Consider the following 19,517-nt stretch of genomic DNA (forward strand, 5'->3'; position numbering starts at 1 on the left):
TCATCCTCAGGTTTTCGTCTGTTTAGCCGGCTGGGCAATGTCCATGGGACCGCGTTGTACTTCTACATACAGCTCGGACGGAACTCCCGCCAACCCGACTGGCCCCGGACGTTTTACCACGACTCCCATCCGAGTCCAAAGCTCGATCATGCGACGCAGACCATCGGTGTAGCCAGCCTCCACATGCAAGCCTACGCCTGATGCTCCCCGCGCCCAGGGTACACGGCTGTGATAGAAGCGCAGGCGCTCTTCGATACTCAGTTTTTCACTCATCAATTGTGTATAAAAAGCCTCGGGTAGAACATCGACCGGTAGAAGCACTGGCCACCAGATTGGCGTCGGAAAACCATCCGCCGTTTGGACAGCCTGGCAACTGAAGGCATCACCTTGCCAAGGCACGCCCATCCACCGAGTCAGATCACCCGGTGCTTGCGGCCCGATCGGAGCGAGCCGCTCACTTTCATCGGCCATATGAAGATTGCCTGTAAACACATTGATCGGATTGAGCTGATAGCCCATGTCTTGAACCAGACTCTTGCGCGTTGACAAAGCCACGCGGAAAGGAAAACGGGTTTTATCCTTGCCCTGGAAGAGCTCGGGGTGACGAATGGGCCAGGTAATTTCCACACCGGGGTGGAAAGCCCCACCGGAGCAGGCATCCAAAGACGCTCGCGTCAGGGCCTCGGGTTGCAAGGCCAGCGGGATTTTCTCCAACGCCGTATACGTATCCACCGTCGCATCGTGGAAATCGTTCACGAACTGGCCTTCTGCCCACAAACTTAAAATCTGATGTTGCGTCTGAGTGAGTGTCAGCCAAGAATGCGCGCTGTCTGGATAATTGACGCCATCGCCCAGCATCAACGGTAAAGCATCTGCGCGTACGTCTGTACCGCCAGGACGCCGGAAGGCCTCGAACACACGCTGCCGTTGGGCCAGGGCTGCTGGTCCCGGTTCAGCCAAAGCAGCTAAGGTGGCCGGGTCAGACAAATCCCCAACATTTTGCCAAGCCGCGCCCAGGAATGCCGCGCTGGCCACCCATTGCATCTGCCCACTACGGCGCAAGATAGGCAGCACATCACGTCGGAAAGAGACTTTATCGTCAGGCTTAGGCAATTGACCCAAGGTAATCATGGCCTCACGCGCAGCATCGTACAGCGTGACGATAGGCTCCATCTGCGGCGCAAACTTAGGACCGCAAGATACGACCCAGGCAGGTTCGCACTCCACGGTTGCGCCGTCGATCTGTACGGTCGCTTTTACCCAGCCATCGCACCAATCGTCGTGCCAACCGTCATTATTAGTGAAGTCCCGTACCGGGTTTTGGGGAATGGCCGTGCGCGATACACCATCAGCCGGGAACACCAGCAAGCGCCCCTGCTCGTCCGTGCGCAAATGCCCTAAGGGCACCTCCATGCTTTGCCAGAACTGGCCTTGCATGCTGTACTTGTCTTCATCCCCGTCCGTATTAGCCAAGGCTCCACTGATCTGGACCGGACCAGGATCGATCACCAACATATTGAGCCGGTCATCGCCCGTGATAAAGGGATTGCGATGTGACCCTGGAACGCCCGGTGCCGTCTCACCCCGGTCCATGGCATTCACAAAACCGTACCAGGCCGCTTTGGTATTGGCGACGTGTACTGTCCATTGCGGCTTAAAGGAGGCATCCAGCTCGCGCACCACCCGGCCTTGATCGTCGTAACCGTACAAGCGAAACCGCTGCACCTGCTTTTTGATGCGACCGCCCGCATCTTTAAATCCGCCTTTGGGTTCGTCCATCAGCCCAGGGATTTCAGGGGCGTGAAACCATTCATTTGAATTGCCCACCCGCGAAAAACCAATCGCCGGAAAAATAGCCACCGTGTGAATTTTGGCTCCCTTGGGTGCCAGTTCCTGAGCCTGTAAAGGCGAGATGGCTGATTTAAACCAAATGGGTGAGCTCAGGCTGGCCGCAGCGGCGCTGAACAAAAAGTCGCGACGTTTCATGATAGTCCCCTTCAAGTGCCGCTCTGAGGTCGGCGTGTCGGTGCGTGTGAATAGTGGCTATAAACAGCATCAATAAGCACTGGTGGAGACTGAACAGACGGCTCCTGAACCGGCTTTTCTGCTTCTCGCCACTATGACAGCAGAGGAAAAATCACAGTCATTTTTTTTAATAATTGTTGAAAATTCGAGACAATTATTTACAAAATACCCGGCAAGGTAAATAGCATGATCCACGCACCCAGAACCAGATAAGGCCCAAAATGAATGGCTTGCCCGGCTTGCAAACGCCCGCTTAAACGCAGGATCAAGGCAGCCAACAGGCCCAGCACCGACGCAGACAAAATCATCCCTGGTAAGGCCGTCGCGCCCAGCCAAGCTCCCAAGGCAGCCAGCAATTTAAAGTCGCCATAGCCCATCCCTGCCCGTCCAGTGAGCAATAAAAACACATGATTCAATAACCACAGGGCGCCGTAACCGATTGCGGCACCCAGCACGGCCAAAGGCAAGCTGGTAAAGCCATGATCCAGGTTGACCAGCAAGCCCAGCCACAGCAAGGGCAAAGTCAGGCGATCAGGCAAATAGCCTGTTTCTGCATCGATCCAGGCCAATAAAGCCGTGCCAGCAATAAACACGCAGGCCACCGCCGCTGCCGGGGTCAAGTGCCAGCGCCAAGCGGCCCACAGCATCAAAACCAGAGCCAGACCCTGGCACACCCAGCCCCATTGACGGTGGACGCGGCGCGAGCGCGCCTCCAGCTCGGGCGCCAATTCAATGGGTAAATTCCAGGACAGGTACCGGGCAGGCCAGAAAAAACAGACGGCCAATACCAGAGCAAGCCCCATTCCTGCCCAGGCATTGCCCCACGACGTCCACATCATATTGATCCTTCACTGGGTTAGTTAAAGCGCCCCCGATTCAGTCAAGCAGAACGCTGCCCAAATCCTAGCAGAGCTGTGCACCGTTTTGATGACGTAAGCATTTTTTACTCCAGCTGGACAAGAATCGGGCAGTGGCATTTTTTTGTTACGCGAATGACAGACAGAGCCACACAAGGCTAGGCATAATTCGCTTCACACCTTTGTTTCGCTCACGGATGAATAAGGAAGCTTTATGAACCATTTTGTGCCACGCGCTGCGCATACTCCCCGCTTACGCCATTTGACGGGCGCTTTGATGCTGGTCTGGATGGGGACGGCGGCCGGTACAGCCTGGGCCCAGCAGATCGAATCCATTACCTTGTCCAGTGCCGGTATGGCCGAGATCGAACGGCAAATCCCCGTCAGTGAATCGGGTACCGCTCAACTGCGTGTGCCCTTAAATCAGGTGGATGACATTCTTAAAACACTGATGGCCGTCGATGGCAAAAACCGCATCGATTCGCTGACGCTATCAGGTCTGGCGCCACTGAAAGAGAGTTTCGACAGCCTGCCCTTTTCGGCCAAAGATTTGCGCTCGCCCGCTACCTTGGCTCAGGCTCTGCGCGGTCAACAGGTCAGCGCCAGCTCACAAGGTCGCCTGATACGCGGTGCGGTGTTGGGTGTACAGGCCACAGCCGCTACTAACGAGCGCCCCGCCCAAGCCATCTTGAGCGTGTTGACTGAACAAGGTCAGATTCAAACCCTGGAGCTGGGCCCCGATACCAGCCTGGACGTGCTGGACAAGACCCTGCAGCAGCAATTGCAACAGGCGACGGAAGTGTTGGCAGGTCAAAGCAATCAGCAATCCCGTGATATTCAGCTGGTCCTGAACAAGACTGATGCCAAGACAGCGCGGCTGTCTTATCTGATCCCTGCACCGGTCTGGAAAAGCTCTTACCGTTTGATGATGCAGGACGGCAAAGCCCGCCTGCAGGCTTGGGCCATTTTTGAAAACACCAGCGGCGAAGACTGGAAAGACGTGAAGGTCACGCTTAGCTCCGGCTCGCCAGTCATGCTGCGTCAGCGTCTGTTGGAGCGTTACTGGAACGAGCGTCCTGAGCTGCCCGTGGCCGTTGGCAGCTCCATCGCGCCTCAAGCTGATACCCAGGCCACATTAAGTGCCGGTCAGGCCCGTCGAGCCGCTGGTGAAGCCATGCGTGCCCGCATGGCCCCGGCCGCCCCAGCTCCTATGGTAGAAAGCGCCGCCTACATGGCAGATAGCGTCATGTCCAAACAATGGGCCTCCGGCGGGGCCGGAGCCAGCACCCAGGCGCAGGAAGGTCTGACCCAGGTACGCTTTAATTTGCCCCAGACCTTAAGCGTGCCCACTGGCCAGACGGTCTCGGTTCCCTTTATCGACACCTCCCTGCAGGCCGAATCCTTGTCTGTCTATCGCAGCGGCCAAGCGGGCGACCATCCGACCGCCGCCATCTGGGTTAACAATGAGCAGGCCAATAGCTTGCCGCCCGGCATCATCACCGTTTTCAATCAAGAGGACGGCCATGTAGGCGATGCGGAACTGGCCGGTTTGCCTGCAGGTGAACAACGCCTAATTTACTTCGCCCAGGACAGCAAAGTACAGATTCGCGAAGAGCAGAACGAGGAATATCGCCTGAGCAAAACGCGCGTGACAGATGGACTCGCCCGCTCGGAATGGACACGTATCCAGAACTACCGCTATGAGATCAAGGCACCTAACGATGAAGACCGTACGGTGCTGATTCAGTTGCCTCGTCAAGACGGCTGGACCTTAAAATCCGACGCACACGATAGCGATACGGCCCAGGAACACCGCCTGAAGGTGAAGGTGGCCAAAGGTAAAACAGTCAGCGTGACCGCCCAGTTGAGCCTGCAAGATCAGGTCGAATTGCGACTGGAAGACATCGACGAAAACATGCTGCTGCAATGGCGTGGCAACGGCGAGGATACTGCGCAGAAAACCAAGATGGACAAGCTGATTGATCTGCGTCGCCAACTGAGCCAAGCCCAGCAAGCGCAGCACCAGGCCCAGGAAAACCTGAATGACACGGTGGCCGAGCAAGAACGCATCCGCGCCAACCTGGCCGCCGTCAGTGCCCAAAGCACCTTAGGCCAACGCTTTAGCGAACAACTTGCACAGCAGGAAGACCAGATCGCCAGCCAACGCAAAACCGTTCAAGAGCAACGTGACGGTGTACTGAAAGCCCGCCAGGCTTTTGAAAAGGCCTTGTCAGAACTGAGCTAAACCCCACTAAGCCGGTGCAGGCAACTCAGCCTGCACCTGCTCCAGGAACGCGCGTATGGCATGGCCTTGCGCGCGTTCTTTCAAGCAATAAACGAATTCGCTTAAATGCGCCGACACATCGCTTAATGGCAGGCTGACAATACTCGGGTGCGCTGGCACCTCGCGCAAGGGCAGCAAGCTGGCCCCCATACCACAGGCCACCCCCCAAGCGATCGCCTCCCGGCTCCCTATTTCCAAAACATGGGCAGGCTCCTGCCCGGCTTGGCGAAACACTTGATGGCACAGTTCCCGGGTCATGGAACCGGACTCACGCATCAGGATGGGATAGCGGCATAAATCCACAATACGCACGCGCTGGCGACTGGCCAAAGGATGATCGGCATGCAGCACCGCCACCAAGGGATCGGAGGCCAACAGCAAACGTACCAGACGCGGATCATCCACCAAGGCTGAAGAGGCAATCACATCCAGCTGATAGTCATGCAAGGCACTCAGTACCCGTTGTGAATTATCAATGCTCAAACGCATCTTCACGCCGGGGTAAGCCTGATGAAAATTTCGTAATACCGCCATGATGTAATACGGCCCGGTCGCCCCCACGCGCAGCAAACCACTTTTCAGATCGCGCAGATCACGCAGACTGAAATCAATCTGGGCCGCCTGCTGCATCAACTGCTCGACCTGTGGCAAAAGGCGCTCCCCTTGCTGACTAAGATAGACGCCCTTGCCTTGTCGATAAAACAGCTCCACCCCATAGCGGGTTTCCAGCTGTCGAAGATGCGAGGTCACGGTAGGCTGACTGATTCCCAATTGCTGGGCCGCCTTGGTAATGGAGCCACAATGAGCCGTGGCGTGAAAGGACTTTAGTTCCAGAGCCAGCATGCTGCCGCTCTCCTTGGGAAAACTCAAAGACCAAATTATCCAATACTCGTATTACAGAAATTAGTTGTCCTGTCACAGTGCAGCCATATCCGACTCCCATACTGACGTTCATGACATTCATGACAAGTCGGAACCCCGGGATGAGCTCCAAGCCTGCATTTTTAACCATACAAGGACTGCACAAGCAGTTCGGTTCCTTTACCGCCCTGGACCAAGTCAGCCTGGATATCCAGGCCGGTGAACTGGTGTGTTTGCTGGGCCCCTCGGGCTGCGGCAAAACAACTCTGCTGCGTTGCATTGCCGGGCTGCAACAAGCCGATCAAGGCGTGATTGTGATGGCGGGCCGGGACATTACGCACCTGCCCCCTCAACAGCGCGACTACGGCATTTTGTTTCAGTCCTACGCCCTGTTTCCTAATCTGACCGTCGCCCAGAACATTGGCTACGGTCTGTCACCGCGCAAGAACCTGGCCTCCCAAGTACGTCAGCGCGTATCGGAAATGCTGGATCTAGTGGGTCTGTCTGGTTCGGAGAACAAATACCCCGCCCAACTCTCGGGTGGTCAGCAACAACGCGTGGCCCTGGCCCGTGCGCTGGCCCCCTCGCCATCCCTGCTTTTGCTGGACGAGCCCATGTCGGCTCTGGATGCACAGGTGCGCGAACGCCTGCGTATTGAGCTGCGTGCGCTGCAAAAGCAATTGTCCATCACGACCCTGATGGTGACCCATGATCAGGAAGAAGCCATGGTCATGGCGGATCGTATCGCGGTGATGGATAAAGGTCGTCTGGTGCAGTTTGATCGCCCCCAGGCTTTGTACCGTGCGCCTGCGGATCCATTCGTTGCGGGTTTTATTGGCGAGGCCAACTGGTTGCCTTTTACCCCGCTGCACGACTGTTCTGTGCTGGTCGAACGCGTGCGCTTGGATTTGGGCCACGAAGCTCCCAATAGCGCCGGACGTCTCTTTATTCGCCCCGAGAACATCCGGGTTCTGGATACCAATAACCCGGCCAACAACACCAACACCTTTTTGGCCGACATTGTCGATGGTGTTTTTTTGGGTCGTCACTATAAATTGACTCTGCGCCCTGAGGGTATGGATGGCTTAACCGTACAGGCCATCGTCAACCCCGAACAAGGCGACCGTTTGCTTGATCCTTTGGCCGCGCGTCGCTGCCGCATCCAGCTTCCCAGCGAGGCGCTGCATGCCCACCATTGATGCCACACCGCTGCCTGGCGCGGCCCCCCTGGCAGCCGCCAGTCTGGCCGGTTTGCCTCCTCATGGCTCCAGCGTGAACCACCCCCTGATCCGCCCCGTCTCGCCAGTCTGGCTGGGCTCGACGGCACGGCGTGCTTTATTGATTGCCCTGTTCGCGCTGCTGATCCTGTTTTTAGCGCTGCCCATGCTATTTATTTTGCTGCGCGCCATTCAGAACAGCGACGGCCAATTAGTGGGGCTGGGCCAGTTCTGGTCCATTATCAGCGCCCCCGGCTTTATGTCCATGGTGGGCCGCAGCGTGCTGGTCGGTGTCAGCACCCTGATTATCGTCATCCCCACCGCCTATGCTTTTGCCTTTGCCCTGCAACGCTGCTGCGTACGTGGCGCCGGCATGTTCCGGGCCTTGGGATTGCTGCCTTTGCTGGCACCGTCCCTGATGCCCGGCCTGTCTCTGATCTATCTGTTTGGGAATCAGGGTGTGCTGCGCAGTTGGCTGGGTGGCGAGACCATTTATGGTTTCTGGGGCATTGTGCTGGGCGAGGCTTTCTACACCTTTCCCCACGCCCTAATGATTCTGAGCACAGGTCTGGCTCTGGCCGATGCCCGTCTTTATGACGCTGCCCGCGCCATGGGTGCCAATTCCTGGCGCCGTTTCCTGACCGTGACCCTGCCCGCCAGTCGTTATGCCGTGTTTTCAGCCGCCTGCCTGGTCTTTACGCTGACGGTCACCGACTTTGGTGTTCCTAAAGTGGTGGGCGGCTCCTACAACGTGCTGGCCATGGAAGCCTATAAAGCGGTAGTGGGCCAGTTGCAGTTTTCCAAAGGCGCGGCCATTGGTGTCCTGCTGCTGGTCCCCGCTGTGCTGACCTTCTTTCTGGATCGTCACCTGCGTGCCCGTGCCAGCGGTCAGGCCCAAGGTTCACTCAGCGCCTACTCGCCTCTGCCACACCGTCATCGCGACCGGTACTTCACCGTGGTGCTGATTCTGGTATCCCTGGCAATTCTGACTATTGTGGGCATGGCCGTCTGGGCCTCGCTGATCAAGTTCTGGCCCTATAACCTGAGCCTGTCCCTGAAGTCCTACGACTTCAACAATATGGACGGCGGTGGGTGGCTGGCCTGGCGTAATAGTTTGACCCTGGCTTTGTTTACCGCTCTGCTGGGTTCGGCCCTGATCTTTCTGGGTGCCTGGGTGCTGGAAAAACTGCCGGCCCGTGGTCAAGCCGAAAAAGGCTTGTACGGTTTACTGCAAATGCTGGCGTTGGCTCCCATGGCGATTCCTGGGCTAGTTCTGGGCCTGGGCTACATCTTCTTTTTCAATCACCCCAGCAATCCCTTGTCCGGTCTGTACGGCTCCATGAGCTTGTTGGTGCTGTGTACCGTCATTCACCTGTACACCAGCGCCCACCTGAACTTTGTGACCGCCCTGAAAGCGATCCCGGCCGAGCTGGAAGCGGCCGCGGCCTCCTTGAAAGCTCCCCGTCTGTCCACCTTGATGGGCGTGACCGTGCCGCTGTGCCTGCCCGCCCTGCTGTCGGTCTCGCGTTACCTGTTTGTCTCGGCCATGACCACCGTGTCTGCCGTCGTATTTCTATACAGCCCGCAAACCGTTCTGGCTTCAGTGGCCGTCATGAACATGGATGACGCCGGCTTTATTGGCCCGGCGGCCGCCATGTGCACGGTCATCATGCTGAGCTCCGGCTCTGTCTGCTTGCTGGTTCATGTTTTGAGCCGAGCTGCCCTGCGTCGCAGCCAGGCCTGGCGCTCCCCTTCTTCCCTTTCTCCAACCCGATAGGACCGCAATGCCATCCCCAACTTGCGCGAATACGCCGCTTGATACGTCATCCTCCCAGGCCCCTCGCCTTGAAGCCCTGATTTTTGATTGGGCCGGCACACTGGTGGACTTTGGATCTTTTGCTCCCACCCAAATTCTGGTTGAAGCCTTCAAATGCTTTGATCTGAACCTGAACCTGGAGCAGGCCCGTAGCGCCATGGGTATCGGTAAATGGGACCACATCAAGGCCATGCTGGCATTGCCCGAAGTGCATGCCCAGTTTATGGCCCAGCATAAGCGCGAACCCGATGACAGCGATGTAGACCGTATCTACAACACTTTCCTGCCCATGCAGAACGAGCGTGTCGGCGAATTTTCTGCCGCCATTCCCGGTGCTCGTGAGACCTTGTCCTGGGCACGTCGCCAAGGCCTGAAAATTGGTTCCTGCTCCGGCTACCCCCGTCTGGTTCTGGACAATCTCTTGCAACACGCCCACCGCCAGCAGGTATTTGTGGACTACCACGTCGCGTTTGACGAAGTCCCCCAAGCCCGCCCCTGGCCTGCCATGGCACTAGAAAACGTCATTCGTCTGGAAATCAAGAATGTCGGCGCCTGCGTCAAGATCGATGACACCCCAGTCGGTATCGAAGAAGGCCGCAATGCCGGAATGTGGACCGTCGGTTTGCTGCTCTCGGGCAATGCGGCCGGTCTGACTGAACTGGAGTTTCTGGCTCTGGACGAGGAAAACCGTCAAACCCTGCGTGATCGCGCGGCAGGCAGCTTTGACCATGCCCAACCCCACTACCTAATTGACACCGTTGCCCAACTGCCGGCTGTGATTGAACAAATCACCGAGCGGATGGCCCAGGGCGAATGCCCCAGCGACTCTCTCTAACCCCCACCCCCCTTTTGCTGACACAAGGACACTTCTTCCATGAAAACCATTGTTCTGAGCTCCTTGGCTGCCGCTTTGATGGGCGCCGCTTCCCTGGCACAAGCCGCCACTACCCTGACCGTGTACACCGCACTGGAAGCCGATCAGCTCAAGGCCTACCAGGCCGCGTTTGAAAAAGAAAATCCCGATATCAAGATCCAGTGGGTACGTGACTCCACCGGCATCATCACTGCCAAACTACTGGCTGAAAAGAACAACCCGAAAGCCGACGCTATCTGGGGTCTGGCCGGCTCCTCGCTGGGTTTGATGGCCAGCCAGAACATGCTGCAGGCCTATGCCCCCAAAGGCCTGGAAAAAATTGACGCCAAGATGCGCGATCAAACCAACCCGCCTAGCTGGGTCGGCATGAACGGTTACGCCGCTGCCCTGTGCGTGAACACGGTAGAGTTGGAAAAGAACAAACTTCCCATGCCTACATCCTGGGAAGATCTGACCAAGCCTGAGTATGCTGGCAAGATCGTTATGCCTAACCCGGCCTCCTCGGGTACCGGTTTTCTGGATGTCAGCGCCTGGCTACAACTGTTCGGTGAAGACAAAGGCTGGGCCTTCATGGACGGACTGCACAAGAATATTGGTGCCTACACCCACTCCGGCTCCAAGCCTTGCAATATGGCCGCCGCTGGCGAATACGCCATTGGCGTATCCTTCGACTACCGCGGTGCCCGCCTGAAAGAAGACGGTGCTCCGCTCGAACTGGTGTTCCCCAAAGAAGGTCTAGGTTGGGAAATTGAAGCCACTGGCATCATGAAAGGCACCAAGAACCTGGAAGCGGCACAAAAACTGGCTGACTTCTCGGCCAGCGAAGCAGCTAACCACCTGTACAAGACCAACTTTGCGGTCTTGGCCATTCCTTCCATCGCCACGGCCAATCCTCACCTGCCTACGGACCTGAACCAGCGCCTGATCGACAATAACTTTGTCTGGGCCGCTGAAAACCGCGAGCGCATCATCGAAGAGTGGACCAAACGTTACGACGGTAAATCGGAAGCCAAGAAGTAATGAGCACACAACACTACGATGTCATCGTGGTGGGGGGCGGCATCCTGGGCATGGCACATGCCTGGGCGGCTGCCCGCCGCAAGCTGAGCGTGGCCGTGCTGGAGCGCAGCCACCAGGCCCAAGGCGCCACCATACGTAATTTCGGCCAGGTACTGGTGACCGGTCAGGCACCAGGCATCATGATGGACCTGGCCCGCCAAAGCCGTTCTTTGTGGCTGGATCTGGCGGCGCAAGCCGGTTTTCATGTGCGTAGCAATGGCTCACTGGTGCTGGCCCGTAATCACCTGGAACTGGAACTGCTGGAAGATTTCGCCCAGGGTCGTGCCCAGGATGAAGGCGTGGCCTGCCAGATGTTGAGCGGCAAGGAGCTGGCCGGTTTATTTGACGGCCGCCTGGGACACCATCATGGTGCACTGCAAGGTCTGGATGATCTGCAAATTTACTCGCGTGACGCCCTGCCCGCCATTACCAGCAGCCTGCAAGCCATGGGTGTGGATGTGTACACCCAGGCGCATGTTCATTATGCGCAGGAAGGCCAGGTACAGAGCAGCGTGGGCAACTTCACGGCCAACAGCATTTTTGTTTGTCCCGGCCACGATTACAGCAGCCTGCATAGAGAACTGCTGGATACCGTCAAACCATCGGTCACGCGTTTGCAAATGCTGAAAGTACGCGCCCAGGATGGTGGCTGGGCCTTGGATCGTCCTTTGCTGACGGGTCTGTCCTGCCTGCACTATGGCGCATTCAGCGATCTGCCTCTGGCTGACACGCTACGCGAGCACGTGCAGCAACGCCACGGCGTCTTGCTGGACCAAGGCATTCATTTGCTGATCAGCCCTACCCCACAAGGGGATTTGATCATTGGGGACTCGCACGACTACGGGCAGCAAGCCAGCCCCTTCAACCAGGAAGATACGGACCAATACCTGCTGGATCTGGCACAAACCGTGCTGGGTTGCCCCGTGCAGGTACTGCAACGCTGGCAAGGAGTCTACGGCGCCAAGGGTCCAGCACCGTTCTCCGTGTTGCAGGCTGATGGCAGCACACACGTGACGGTGATGCATACCGGTCTGGGTATGACAACCGGTTTGGCGATTGGCGAGCGCAATATTGCCGCTCGCTACGACTGATTGGACGGGACTACTTCAGTAGTCGAGCGACCTTCTGACTAGGTAGCTATTAAAAAACGCGTGGCCTAGGCTACGCGTTTTTTTCGGCTGCTCATCCGAATCAAGCCGAAAAACGCTGATCAACACGCATAGAGACCAAACCTTATAGTGGAAATTCTCATCAAAAAATCCAATATAGTGGAATAGAATAGTCGCCACCCCAGACTACACCTAGTGCACCATGAGCACGGACGACATTACGACTCGCATTGCCAAGCGCCTGCGTGAACTACGCCAGCTACGCTCGGAAACGATTGATTCTCTAGCCAGCAAGAGTGGAGTCAGCCGTTCCATGATTTCCTTGATTGAACGCGCCCAAGCCAACCCCACGGCCATCGTGCTGGAAAAGCTGGCAGCCGGCCTGGACGTGTCCATGGCAGCCCTGTTTGAGTCCGAAGAAACCGCGCAAAAGCAGAACCCACTGGCTCGCCATGCAGAGCAAAGTCTATGGACAGATCCAGAGTCCGGTTATATACGGCGTACCCTGTCCCCTCCCAATTGGCCCAGCAGCCTCCATCTGGCGGAGATTCAGTTTCCGGCCGGAGTCAGGCTGAGCTACGAGGCCAGCGGCCGGAGGAATCCGTTGGAACAACAAATATGGGTCTTGCAGGGGCAGATTGATGTAGCCCACGGCTCGCAGCTTTACTCACTGAAAAGTGGCGACTGCCTGGCCGTGCGCGTGTACCTGCCCCTGACATTCAGTAATCCACACTCCCAAACCGCCAAATACCTTGTCGCCATTGTTGATGACTCTTTGGCTTACCCCACGACAGGACGGGATCAATGAAAGACAGTGACAGCGCACTCCGTTTTATAGACTGTACTGAAGAACGGCATGCAGTCGCCATTTTGGAGATCCTGAACGAGGCCATCGTGAACTCCACTGCGCTCTACGACTATGTGCCGCGCCCCCCCGAGGCCATGGCGAGCTGGTTTGCGTCCAAGCGCAGCAATGGCTTTCCCGTTGTAGGCGTGGTGGATGCGTCTGGGACCTTGATGGGTTTCGCCAGCTGGGGCACCTTCCGGGCCTTTCCTGCCTATAAATACACGGTAGAACACAGTGTGTACGTACACCATGCACACCGCGGAAAAGGACTGGGCAAAATTTTGATGTCGGAATTGATCACTCGCGCCCGCCAAGCTCAGGTCCATGTGCTAGTGGGGTGTGTCGATGCCAGTAATCAGGGCAGTATCCACTTGCACCAGAGCCTGGGCTTTACCCATGGCGGCACCTTCAAGGAAGTAGGCTTCAAATTTGGCCGCTGGCTGGATGCCGCTTTTTACTTATTGACGCTGGATACCCCGGATGCCCCCGTAGACGGTTAAGAGCGCCAGTCGGCAAGTACGAGCAGTCAATAGAAAAAACCATCGCGGGCTTTGAGGCGGCGATGGTTTTTTTCAGACACGTTTTACTCTGATTTACGCGCTGACTTTAGGGCGCTCGTAGCACACAGCAAACGCGATCAGGCCCAGAACGATACTGAACACCCCCACCCCAATCGCCACCGCTGCAATCAAGCCCAAACCGATTGCAATAAACACGCCTGGAAAGGCAAAGCTGCGCAACCAGGAGGGTTGCTTGGGAACAAGAAATAGCCCCAGAAACAAAAACCAGGGCATCACAATCGTCCAGAACAGACTGTCCATTAGCACGTCACGCATCATCATTCCATTGAAGTAGAAGGGGCTAGGCGGGCGCTAGGCAATCCCGCCATTCTGGGTGGATTGTAAACGCCCTGAGGCTGGCCTCCCAGCCTTGGCGACTGTTATAAGAGAGAATTATTGTTTTATGGCTAAAGGACCCTCTATGAGCACGCTTACTTTGACCAGCGCAGACCAGCACCATTTCGAGGCCTATGCCGTAGGCGACGAGCAGGCCGAACAGGGCTTGATCGTACTGCAGGAAATTTTTGGCGTGAATCAACATATACGCAACACCTGCGATCGCTTTGCCGAGCAAGGCTACCGAGTACTCTCTCCTGCTCTGTTCGATCGCCAGGAAAAAAACATTCAGCTAGGCTACACCGCCGAGGATGTGCAAGCCGGCTTGGCCTTACGTAATGGTATTGCCCTGGATAAAACCTTGCTGGATATCCAGGCCTGCATTGACGCCCTGGGCTCACGCAAGATCGGCATTGTGGGGTACTGCTGGGGTGGATCATTAAGCTGGCTGGCCGCGTGCCGTTTGCAGGGTTTACGTGCTGCCAGTTGCTGGTATGGTTCACAAATTGCCCAGAACGCCCGAGAGCAACCCAAGATTCCGGTACAAATGCACTTCGGCGCGCAGGATCACTCTATCCCAGACAGCGCCATTCAGACCATCGAGGAGGCCCAGAAAGAAGTGGCCATCTATGTGTACGAACCTGCCGGGCATGGTTTTGGTTGCGATCACCGCCCCGACTTCCATGAAGCGTCCTACAAATTGGCTCAGGAGCGTACACTCGCATTCTTTGCTGAACACCTGCGTTGAACCCGACCACCCATGCTTGAATCCAGCGACGACCTTCTTGCCCTGTTGAACACCCCCATGCCCTATGGCAAATACAAAGGGCGGCTGCTGGCCGACCTGCCGGGGCATTATCTGAACTGGTTTGCCCGCGAAGGTTTTCCTTCCGGGCGGCTGGGCCAATTGCTGGCCCTGGCTCACGAGCTGGATCACAACGGCCTGAAGTCCTTGCTCGACCCCTTGCGCCCGCACCGCCCTTAAGAGCGGGCCCGACACACCACAAATACCTTACTAGGGAGCGGGCTGCGACCGTATGTCGCCGTATCGCTTGCTACTATCAAAGCTTCCTCTACACCCCATTGTGAAGGACGTCATGACAATCGATCTCTCCGCTTTCCCTATCACCCGTAAATGGCCTGCCCAGCATCCTGAACATCTGCAGCTGTATTCCTTGCCGACCCCAAACGGCGTCAAGGTTTCCATCATGCTGGAGGAAATTGGCCTGCCTTACGAGCCGCATCTGGTCAGCTTTGACACCAATGACCAGCTCAGCCCTGAATTCATTTCCCTGAGCAGTAATAACAAGATCCCGGCAATTCTGGACCCCAATGGCCCAGGCAATCAACCGCTGGCCTTGTTCGAATCCGGTGCCATCCTGATCTATCTGGCTGAAAAATCCGGCCAACTGCTCTCCAGCGACCCGGCTCAACGCTACGAGACCTTACAATGGCTCATGTTCCAGATGGGTGGCGTCGGCCCCATGTTTGGTCAGCTGGGTTTCTTCCATAAATTTGCCGGTAAAGACTTTGAAGACAAGCGGCCTCGTGACCGCTATGTCAACGAATCTAAGCGTTTGCTGGGTGTGATCGACAAGCATCTGGACGGCAAGGACTGGATGGTAGGCAATCGCTATTCCATTGCCGATATTGCCCTGTTCCCCTGGATTGCCAACCTGATCGGTTTTTACGGTGCAGGCGAGCTGGTGGAGTACGCGCAGTTCAAGAATATAGCCCGTGTTCTGGAACAATTTCAGGCCCGTCCCGCTGTGCAGCGCGGCCTGAAAATTCCGGTTCGCGATTAATGAATAAGCGGAGCCAATCGATATCGATAAGCGGCGCTACACACGGATCAGCAATAGCCCTGCTATCAAACTGGTCTTGTCTGCCTCGCTAGTCGCGTATCCGTACAATTGGTCCCCTAAACATTCTGCGTAAACGCTACTATTGCGTTTGCACGGCTTGCCATCAATCAAAAAACCAGTCTGCTCTTGCAGCAGATACAGGCAAATCCACCAGCCTGATGTGCAAGCCTTTCAAAGCCCTGGATTCTTTCCAGGGCTTTTTTTTGCCTGAGAGGACGGCTGTCAGAGGCAGGCAGCGACAAAACTACACGGCGGGCAAAGGAATAAACTGTTCATCGTCCAGCGTTGGCAGACTGATGCGGCCATTGAGCCAATCATCCTTGGCCTGCTCGATGCGATCCTTGCGCGAGGACACGAAGTTCCACCAGATATGGCGCGGGCCCAAAGGCTCGCCGCCCAACAGCATCAAGTGGCTATTGTGCTCGGCGACAATACGCGGGCTGTCACCTTTAGCGAACACCAGCATCTGGCCGGCCGGGTAGCGTTGACCGCCCACTTCCAAGCCGCCCGCACAGACATAAATGGCACGCTCGTCATGGCCGGTCGGCAAAGGCACGGAATGGCCCGCCTGTACTCGCAATTCCATATAGAACAAGGGCGAGTCCACACTGACGGGACTACACAGACCCAAGGCTGAACCGGCAATCAAGCGCCCTTCTACTCCTGTGTCTCGAATCTGCGGCAACTGCTCGGCTTCGTAATGCACAAATTCCGGCGCTTGCTCCTCCTTATGCTCAGGCAAGGCTACCCAGGCCTGAATACCATCCATGCGACCACCGTGGGTACGCATGGGTTCGAAACGCTCGGAATGGCTGATGCCTGAGCCGGCTGTCATCCAATTCAGCGCGCCAGGGGTAATCTCTTGCTCTACACCCAGACTGTCACGATGCGTCATCGCACCTTCAAACAAATACGTGACAGTAGACAATCCGATATGTGGGTGCGGCAGTACATCGTGTTCCGACCCTACAGGTGCCTGTAGCTCTTGCGGCCCCATGCGGTCAAAGAAGATAAAAGGCCCCACCATGCGCCGTTGACGAAAGGGTAAAACGCGCCCAACCTCGAACGCACCAATGCTGTGTTGACGTTGTGGAATAAGCAGCTCGACCATAGACACCTCTACTGGGAAGTCGCAAAAATACAATCCCGATTACTATACTCTGGTCCCTGATCGCTTTACTTCAACTGGCATGTCTACGCTCTCCCTATTCGCCCCCGCCCCCGGCAATGCCCTGACTCTGGATGAAGGCTTGATCGCTTTGCCAGGCCTGGCCCTGCCGTATGCATCCGCTTTGGCGCAGGCGGTCCAAGACATTGTGCAAGAGGCCCCCTGGCGCCATATGCAGGTTCCATCCGGCCACCGTATGTCAGCCGCGCAAAGCAGTTGTGGGCAATTAGGCTGGATATCGGATGAGCAGGGCTATCGCTACAGCCCCATTGATCCGCAAAGCGGCTCCGCCTGGCCAGCCCTTCCCCTCGTATTCATCGACTTGCTGGCACAGATTGCCGAAGAATCAGGCCAAGGTCCCTTCCTGCCCGATACCTGCCTGATCAATTACTACGACGAGCAGGCGCATATGTCGCTGCACCAGGACAGAAACGAACGTGACTTGCAGCACCCTATTGTGTCGGTGTCTTTGGGACGTGAAGCGCTGTTTTTATGGGGGGGTGCAACACGCAAGGACTCAGTACGCACCCTGCGCTTGCGCGATGGCGATGTGCTGGTCTGGTGGGGGCCATCCCGAATGAATTTTCATGGGATACGCAGACTGGAAGGCCCGGCCCATCCCCTCTGGGGCTCTGGCCGGGTCAATCTAACCTTCAGACGGGCGGGCTGAACGCGGGCTTGATTAGCCCAGTTCGGGTGGAGCGAAGCGGCGGTTTTCCAGCACAGGCAGGATACGACGCGCATACGCCAGCCGTTCACGGTCCAGATCCACCAAGAGCAGTGTCGGAGTCTCGGCAGCCTGCGCGACGATCACACCCAAAGGATCAACGACCAGACTTTGGCCGATATTACGTTCGCCACATTCACCGACCGCCACCATATAGGCGGTGTTTTCCAAGGCGCGAGCAGTTGTCAGTACGCGCCAGTGATGTTCTTTCAAGGGCCCTTTCAACCAAGCCGAGGGGGCCAGCAAGACTTGGGCTCCATCAACACACAAGCGTCGTGCCAGCTCGGGGAAACGCAGATCGTAGCAAGTCATCAGTCCGACTTTGAAACCGGCCACCTCAATCAAGGCCGGAATTTCAGTACCGGGTTGTACATAGCGCGACTCCTGAACTGAAAAGGCATCGTACAAATGCAGCTTGTTGTAATGCGCCAGCACTTGGCCGTCTCGCAGCACCACCAAGGTATTCCAGACCTTGCCTTCGCCGGCGGGGGTATGGATGCAGAACACCACGGTCAAGTCCGTATCGCGGGTGGCCGCGCTTAAGCGGCTGACAAATTCCCCATCCAGGGATTGCGCGGACTTCAGCACCACCTCCGGGTCTGCCACGTTGCGGGACAGCACGCCCTCAGGCAGCACCAGCAACTGCGCGCCAGAGCGAATTGCCTGATCAATCAAGCCCACACAGGCATTCAGGTTTTCCTGCGAATCTTTGGACACGGCCATCTGGCCCAATGCAACTTTCATGATGTGCTCCTCTGGTGTGCTGCCTAAGTGATTCTAACGCAGCCACCCGGCTTGGCCAGCAGGAAGCCCCTGCAAGAACTGTTCATCTAGCGGCCAAATGTAAAAAACAGGACGCTCGCTTTACTCGTGAATAAGTCTATCTATTCCTCACTTCTCAGAACGTAAAAACTCTGAGGGATTCAGAAATCAAACATTGAGATTAATGTTCATCAATAGTCAGATATGTTTAACCACACTAAACACCCGAGTGTCATCAAAGGTAATACCGAAGTAATGAATCGCTCATGACTCCATGATTTTCTGAATCCAAAGTCATATCCACAGAGTGCCGCGATCAACGACAAGGCGATCAAACCCACTTAAATTTGTCTGTCTTCCGATTCAATTCTTTTTATGGCACGCAGAAACGGAACGAGAAAATCCGCCAATCGGTTTTAGTGTATTTAAAAAACATATGATAATGAGATATAAAAAATGATTATGACTTCAATGCCATATCAGACATGCAACAAGTTTTTTAACATATCCGTTTAAACCGGACAAAATACGATTTAGGTTATCTTTGTTTTTTCAAGCAAAAGCAAAACAAGCTTTACATTCTGCCAACTAAGAACATAAAAGCTGTCTCTAATATGACCGGACATAATAGATAGTATGAACTGAAGATTAAATCTAAGAAGAATATAAGCCGCTTTAGATGAATCAAAAAAACAATGGGCCTGATGCAAAAAGCACAGGCCCATCCACCTATCTTCTTCTTATTTAATTACTTATCTATCAAGGCTTTATAAGCAAACAACAAGCTAGATCAGCATAGACCACCAATACAAAAATCCTTGAAACCCAAAACATCGAGAATAAAAAAAACCCCCGATTTCTTGCAAAATCAGGGGAAAGCTACCACAGGAAAATGATTGGATACAAAACACCCAATACCGTGATTCTATATAAAATAAATAAAAAAATCTGCATACGTTGTTTAGGACAGACGCTATAGCTGAATAAATTAATTTGTGCTAGGACGTAATAATAATTAAAAAACTGAAAAAGATTATCAATTCCCTACTGTTACATGACCTTAGCAATCACTCGTCAAATCTTGAGTCCTGCCCCCTGACTGCGCGACAATAGCGTCTCCCACGGGCTGGACACTCCACCTCTTCTTGTT

18 protein-coding genes are annotated in these 19,517 nt (G+C 55.6%); 12 read left to right on the top strand and 6 right to left on the bottom strand.

Annotated elements, in window-relative coordinates; all coding sequences use genetic code 11:
- Window positions 1-6: 6 nt before the first annotated feature.
- Window positions 7-1,986, bottom strand: a complete 1,980-nt coding sequence (gene goxA, locus IE156_RS02025; protein WP_189390810.1) for a CTQ-dependent glycine oxidase GoxA — start codon at window positions 1,984-1,986, stop codon at window positions 7-9.
- 197 nt (window positions 1,987-2,183) lie between these two features.
- Window positions 2,184-2,864 carry a prepilin peptidase gene (locus tag IE156_RS02030; RefSeq protein WP_373296475.1) on the bottom strand — a complete coding sequence of 227 codons (681 nt, stop codon included), beginning with the start codon at window positions 2,862-2,864 and terminating at the stop codon, window positions 2,184-2,186.
- Window positions 2,865-3,096: 232 nt separating this feature from the next.
- Here IE156_RS02030 and IE156_RS02035 point away from each other — a divergent pair, with 232 nt between their 5' ends.
- Window positions 3,097-5,127 (top strand): DUF4139 domain-containing protein, encoded by a 2,031-nt coding sequence (locus IE156_RS02035; protein WP_189390811.1) that lies wholly within the window; start codon window positions 3,097-3,099, stop codon window positions 5,125-5,127.
- Between the two features lie 6 nt (window positions 5,128-5,133).
- Here the strand turns inward: IE156_RS02035 and IE156_RS02040 are convergent, their stop codons facing one another.
- Complete coding sequence (locus tag IE156_RS02040) at window positions 5,134-6,009, bottom strand: LysR substrate-binding domain-containing protein (protein ID WP_189391383.1); 876 nt, start codon at window positions 6,007-6,009, stop codon at window positions 5,134-5,136.
- A gap of 140 nt (window positions 6,010-6,149) precedes the next feature.
- Here IE156_RS02040 and IE156_RS02045 point away from each other — a divergent pair, with 140 nt between their 5' ends.
- From IE156_RS02045 to IE156_RS02075, 7 genes are all read left to right on the top strand, one after another.
- Window positions 6,150-7,226, top strand: coding sequence for a putative 2-aminoethylphosphonate ABC transporter ATP-binding protein (locus IE156_RS02045; RefSeq protein WP_189390812.1), 1,077 nt, complete (start codon window positions 6,150-6,152; stop codon window positions 7,224-7,226).
- Window positions 7,213-9,021 carry a putative 2-aminoethylphosphonate ABC transporter permease subunit gene (locus IE156_RS02050; RefSeq protein WP_189390813.1) on the top strand — a complete coding sequence of 603 codons (1,809 nt, stop codon included), beginning with the start codon at window positions 7,213-7,215 and terminating at the stop codon, window positions 9,019-9,021. Before IE156_RS02045 ends, IE156_RS02050 begins: the two co-directional genes overlap by 14 nt.
- A gap of 7 nt (window positions 9,022-9,028) precedes the next feature.
- Window positions 9,029-9,895, top strand: a complete 867-nt coding sequence (phnX, locus tag IE156_RS02055) for a phosphonoacetaldehyde hydrolase (protein WP_189390814.1) — start codon at window positions 9,029-9,031, stop codon at window positions 9,893-9,895.
- A 39-nt stretch (window positions 9,896-9,934) separates the two neighbouring features.
- On the top strand, window positions 9,935-10,954 hold the full coding sequence (locus IE156_RS02060) for a putative 2-aminoethylphosphonate ABC transporter substrate-binding protein (protein WP_189390815.1): 1,020 nt from the start codon (window positions 9,935-9,937) through the stop codon (window positions 10,952-10,954).
- Window positions 10,954-12,084: a TIGR03364 family FAD-dependent oxidoreductase gene (locus IE156_RS02065; RefSeq protein WP_189390816.1), complete on the top strand. Its 1,131-nt coding sequence runs from the start codon at window positions 10,954-10,956 to the stop codon at window positions 12,082-12,084. Before IE156_RS02060 ends, IE156_RS02065 begins: the two co-directional genes overlap by 1 nt.
- Window positions 12,085-12,304: 220 nt before the next feature.
- A complete protein-coding gene (locus IE156_RS02070; RefSeq protein WP_189390817.1) occupies window positions 12,305-12,910 on the top strand; it encodes a helix-turn-helix domain-containing protein in 606 nt (201 codons plus the stop codon).
- Window positions 12,907-13,449, top strand: a complete 543-nt coding sequence (locus IE156_RS02075) for a GNAT family N-acetyltransferase (RefSeq protein ID WP_189390818.1) — start codon at window positions 12,907-12,909, stop codon at window positions 13,447-13,449. The genes IE156_RS02070 and IE156_RS02075 overlap by 4 nt, the downstream gene beginning before the upstream one ends.
- 93 nt (window positions 13,450-13,542) lie before the next feature.
- On the opposite strand, the gene IE156_RS02080 is transcribed toward IE156_RS02075, so the two are convergent.
- Window positions 13,543-13,785 carry a hypothetical protein gene (locus IE156_RS02080; RefSeq protein WP_229840901.1) on the bottom strand — a complete coding sequence of 81 codons (243 nt, stop codon included), beginning with the start codon at window positions 13,783-13,785 and terminating at the stop codon, window positions 13,543-13,545.
- A gap of 145 nt (window positions 13,786-13,930) precedes the next feature.
- Between IE156_RS02080 and IE156_RS02085 the strand changes: the two genes are divergently transcribed.
- The 3 genes from IE156_RS02085 (at window position 13,931) to IE156_RS02095 (ending at window position 15,650) form a co-directional block, all read left to right on the top strand.
- A complete protein-coding gene (locus tag IE156_RS02085; protein ID WP_189390820.1) occupies window positions 13,931-14,593 on the top strand; it encodes a dienelactone hydrolase family protein in 663 nt (220 codons plus the stop codon).
- Window positions 14,594-14,605: 12 nt separating this feature from the next.
- Window positions 14,606-14,830: a DUF3820 family protein gene (locus IE156_RS02090; RefSeq protein WP_189390821.1), complete on the top strand. Its 225-nt coding sequence runs from the start codon at window positions 14,606-14,608 to the stop codon at window positions 14,828-14,830.
- Between the two features lie 112 nt (window positions 14,831-14,942).
- Window positions 14,943-15,650 (top strand): glutathione binding-like protein, encoded by a 708-nt coding sequence (locus IE156_RS02095; RefSeq protein ID WP_189390822.1) that lies wholly within the window; start codon window positions 14,943-14,945, stop codon window positions 15,648-15,650.
- A gap of 304 nt (window positions 15,651-15,954) precedes the next feature.
- Here the strand turns inward: IE156_RS02095 and IE156_RS02100 are convergent, their stop codons facing one another.
- Window positions 15,955-16,821 (bottom strand): pirin family protein, encoded by an 867-nt coding sequence (locus tag IE156_RS02100; protein ID WP_189390823.1) that lies wholly within the window; start codon window positions 16,819-16,821, stop codon window positions 15,955-15,957.
- 79 nt (window positions 16,822-16,900) lie between these two features.
- Here IE156_RS02100 and IE156_RS02105 point away from each other — a divergent pair, with 79 nt between their 5' ends.
- Window positions 16,901-17,548, top strand: a complete 648-nt coding sequence (locus IE156_RS02105; RefSeq protein ID WP_189390824.1) for an alpha-ketoglutarate-dependent dioxygenase AlkB — start codon at window positions 16,901-16,903, stop codon at window positions 17,546-17,548.
- Between the two features lie 12 nt (window positions 17,549-17,560).
- Here IE156_RS02105 and IE156_RS02110 read toward each other — a convergent pair whose 3' ends face one another.
- Window positions 17,561-18,349: a deaminated glutathione amidase gene (locus IE156_RS02110; protein ID WP_189390825.1), complete on the bottom strand. Its 789-nt coding sequence runs from the start codon at window positions 18,347-18,349 to the stop codon at window positions 17,561-17,563.
- Between the last annotated feature and the right edge of the window lie 1,168 nt (window positions 18,350-19,517).

Origin of the sequence: Alcaligenes pakistanensis (genome assembly GCF_014652815.1) — a bacterium.
GTDB classification, from domain to species: Bacteria; Pseudomonadota; Gammaproteobacteria; order Burkholderiales; family Burkholderiaceae_B; genus Alcaligenes; species Alcaligenes pakistanensis.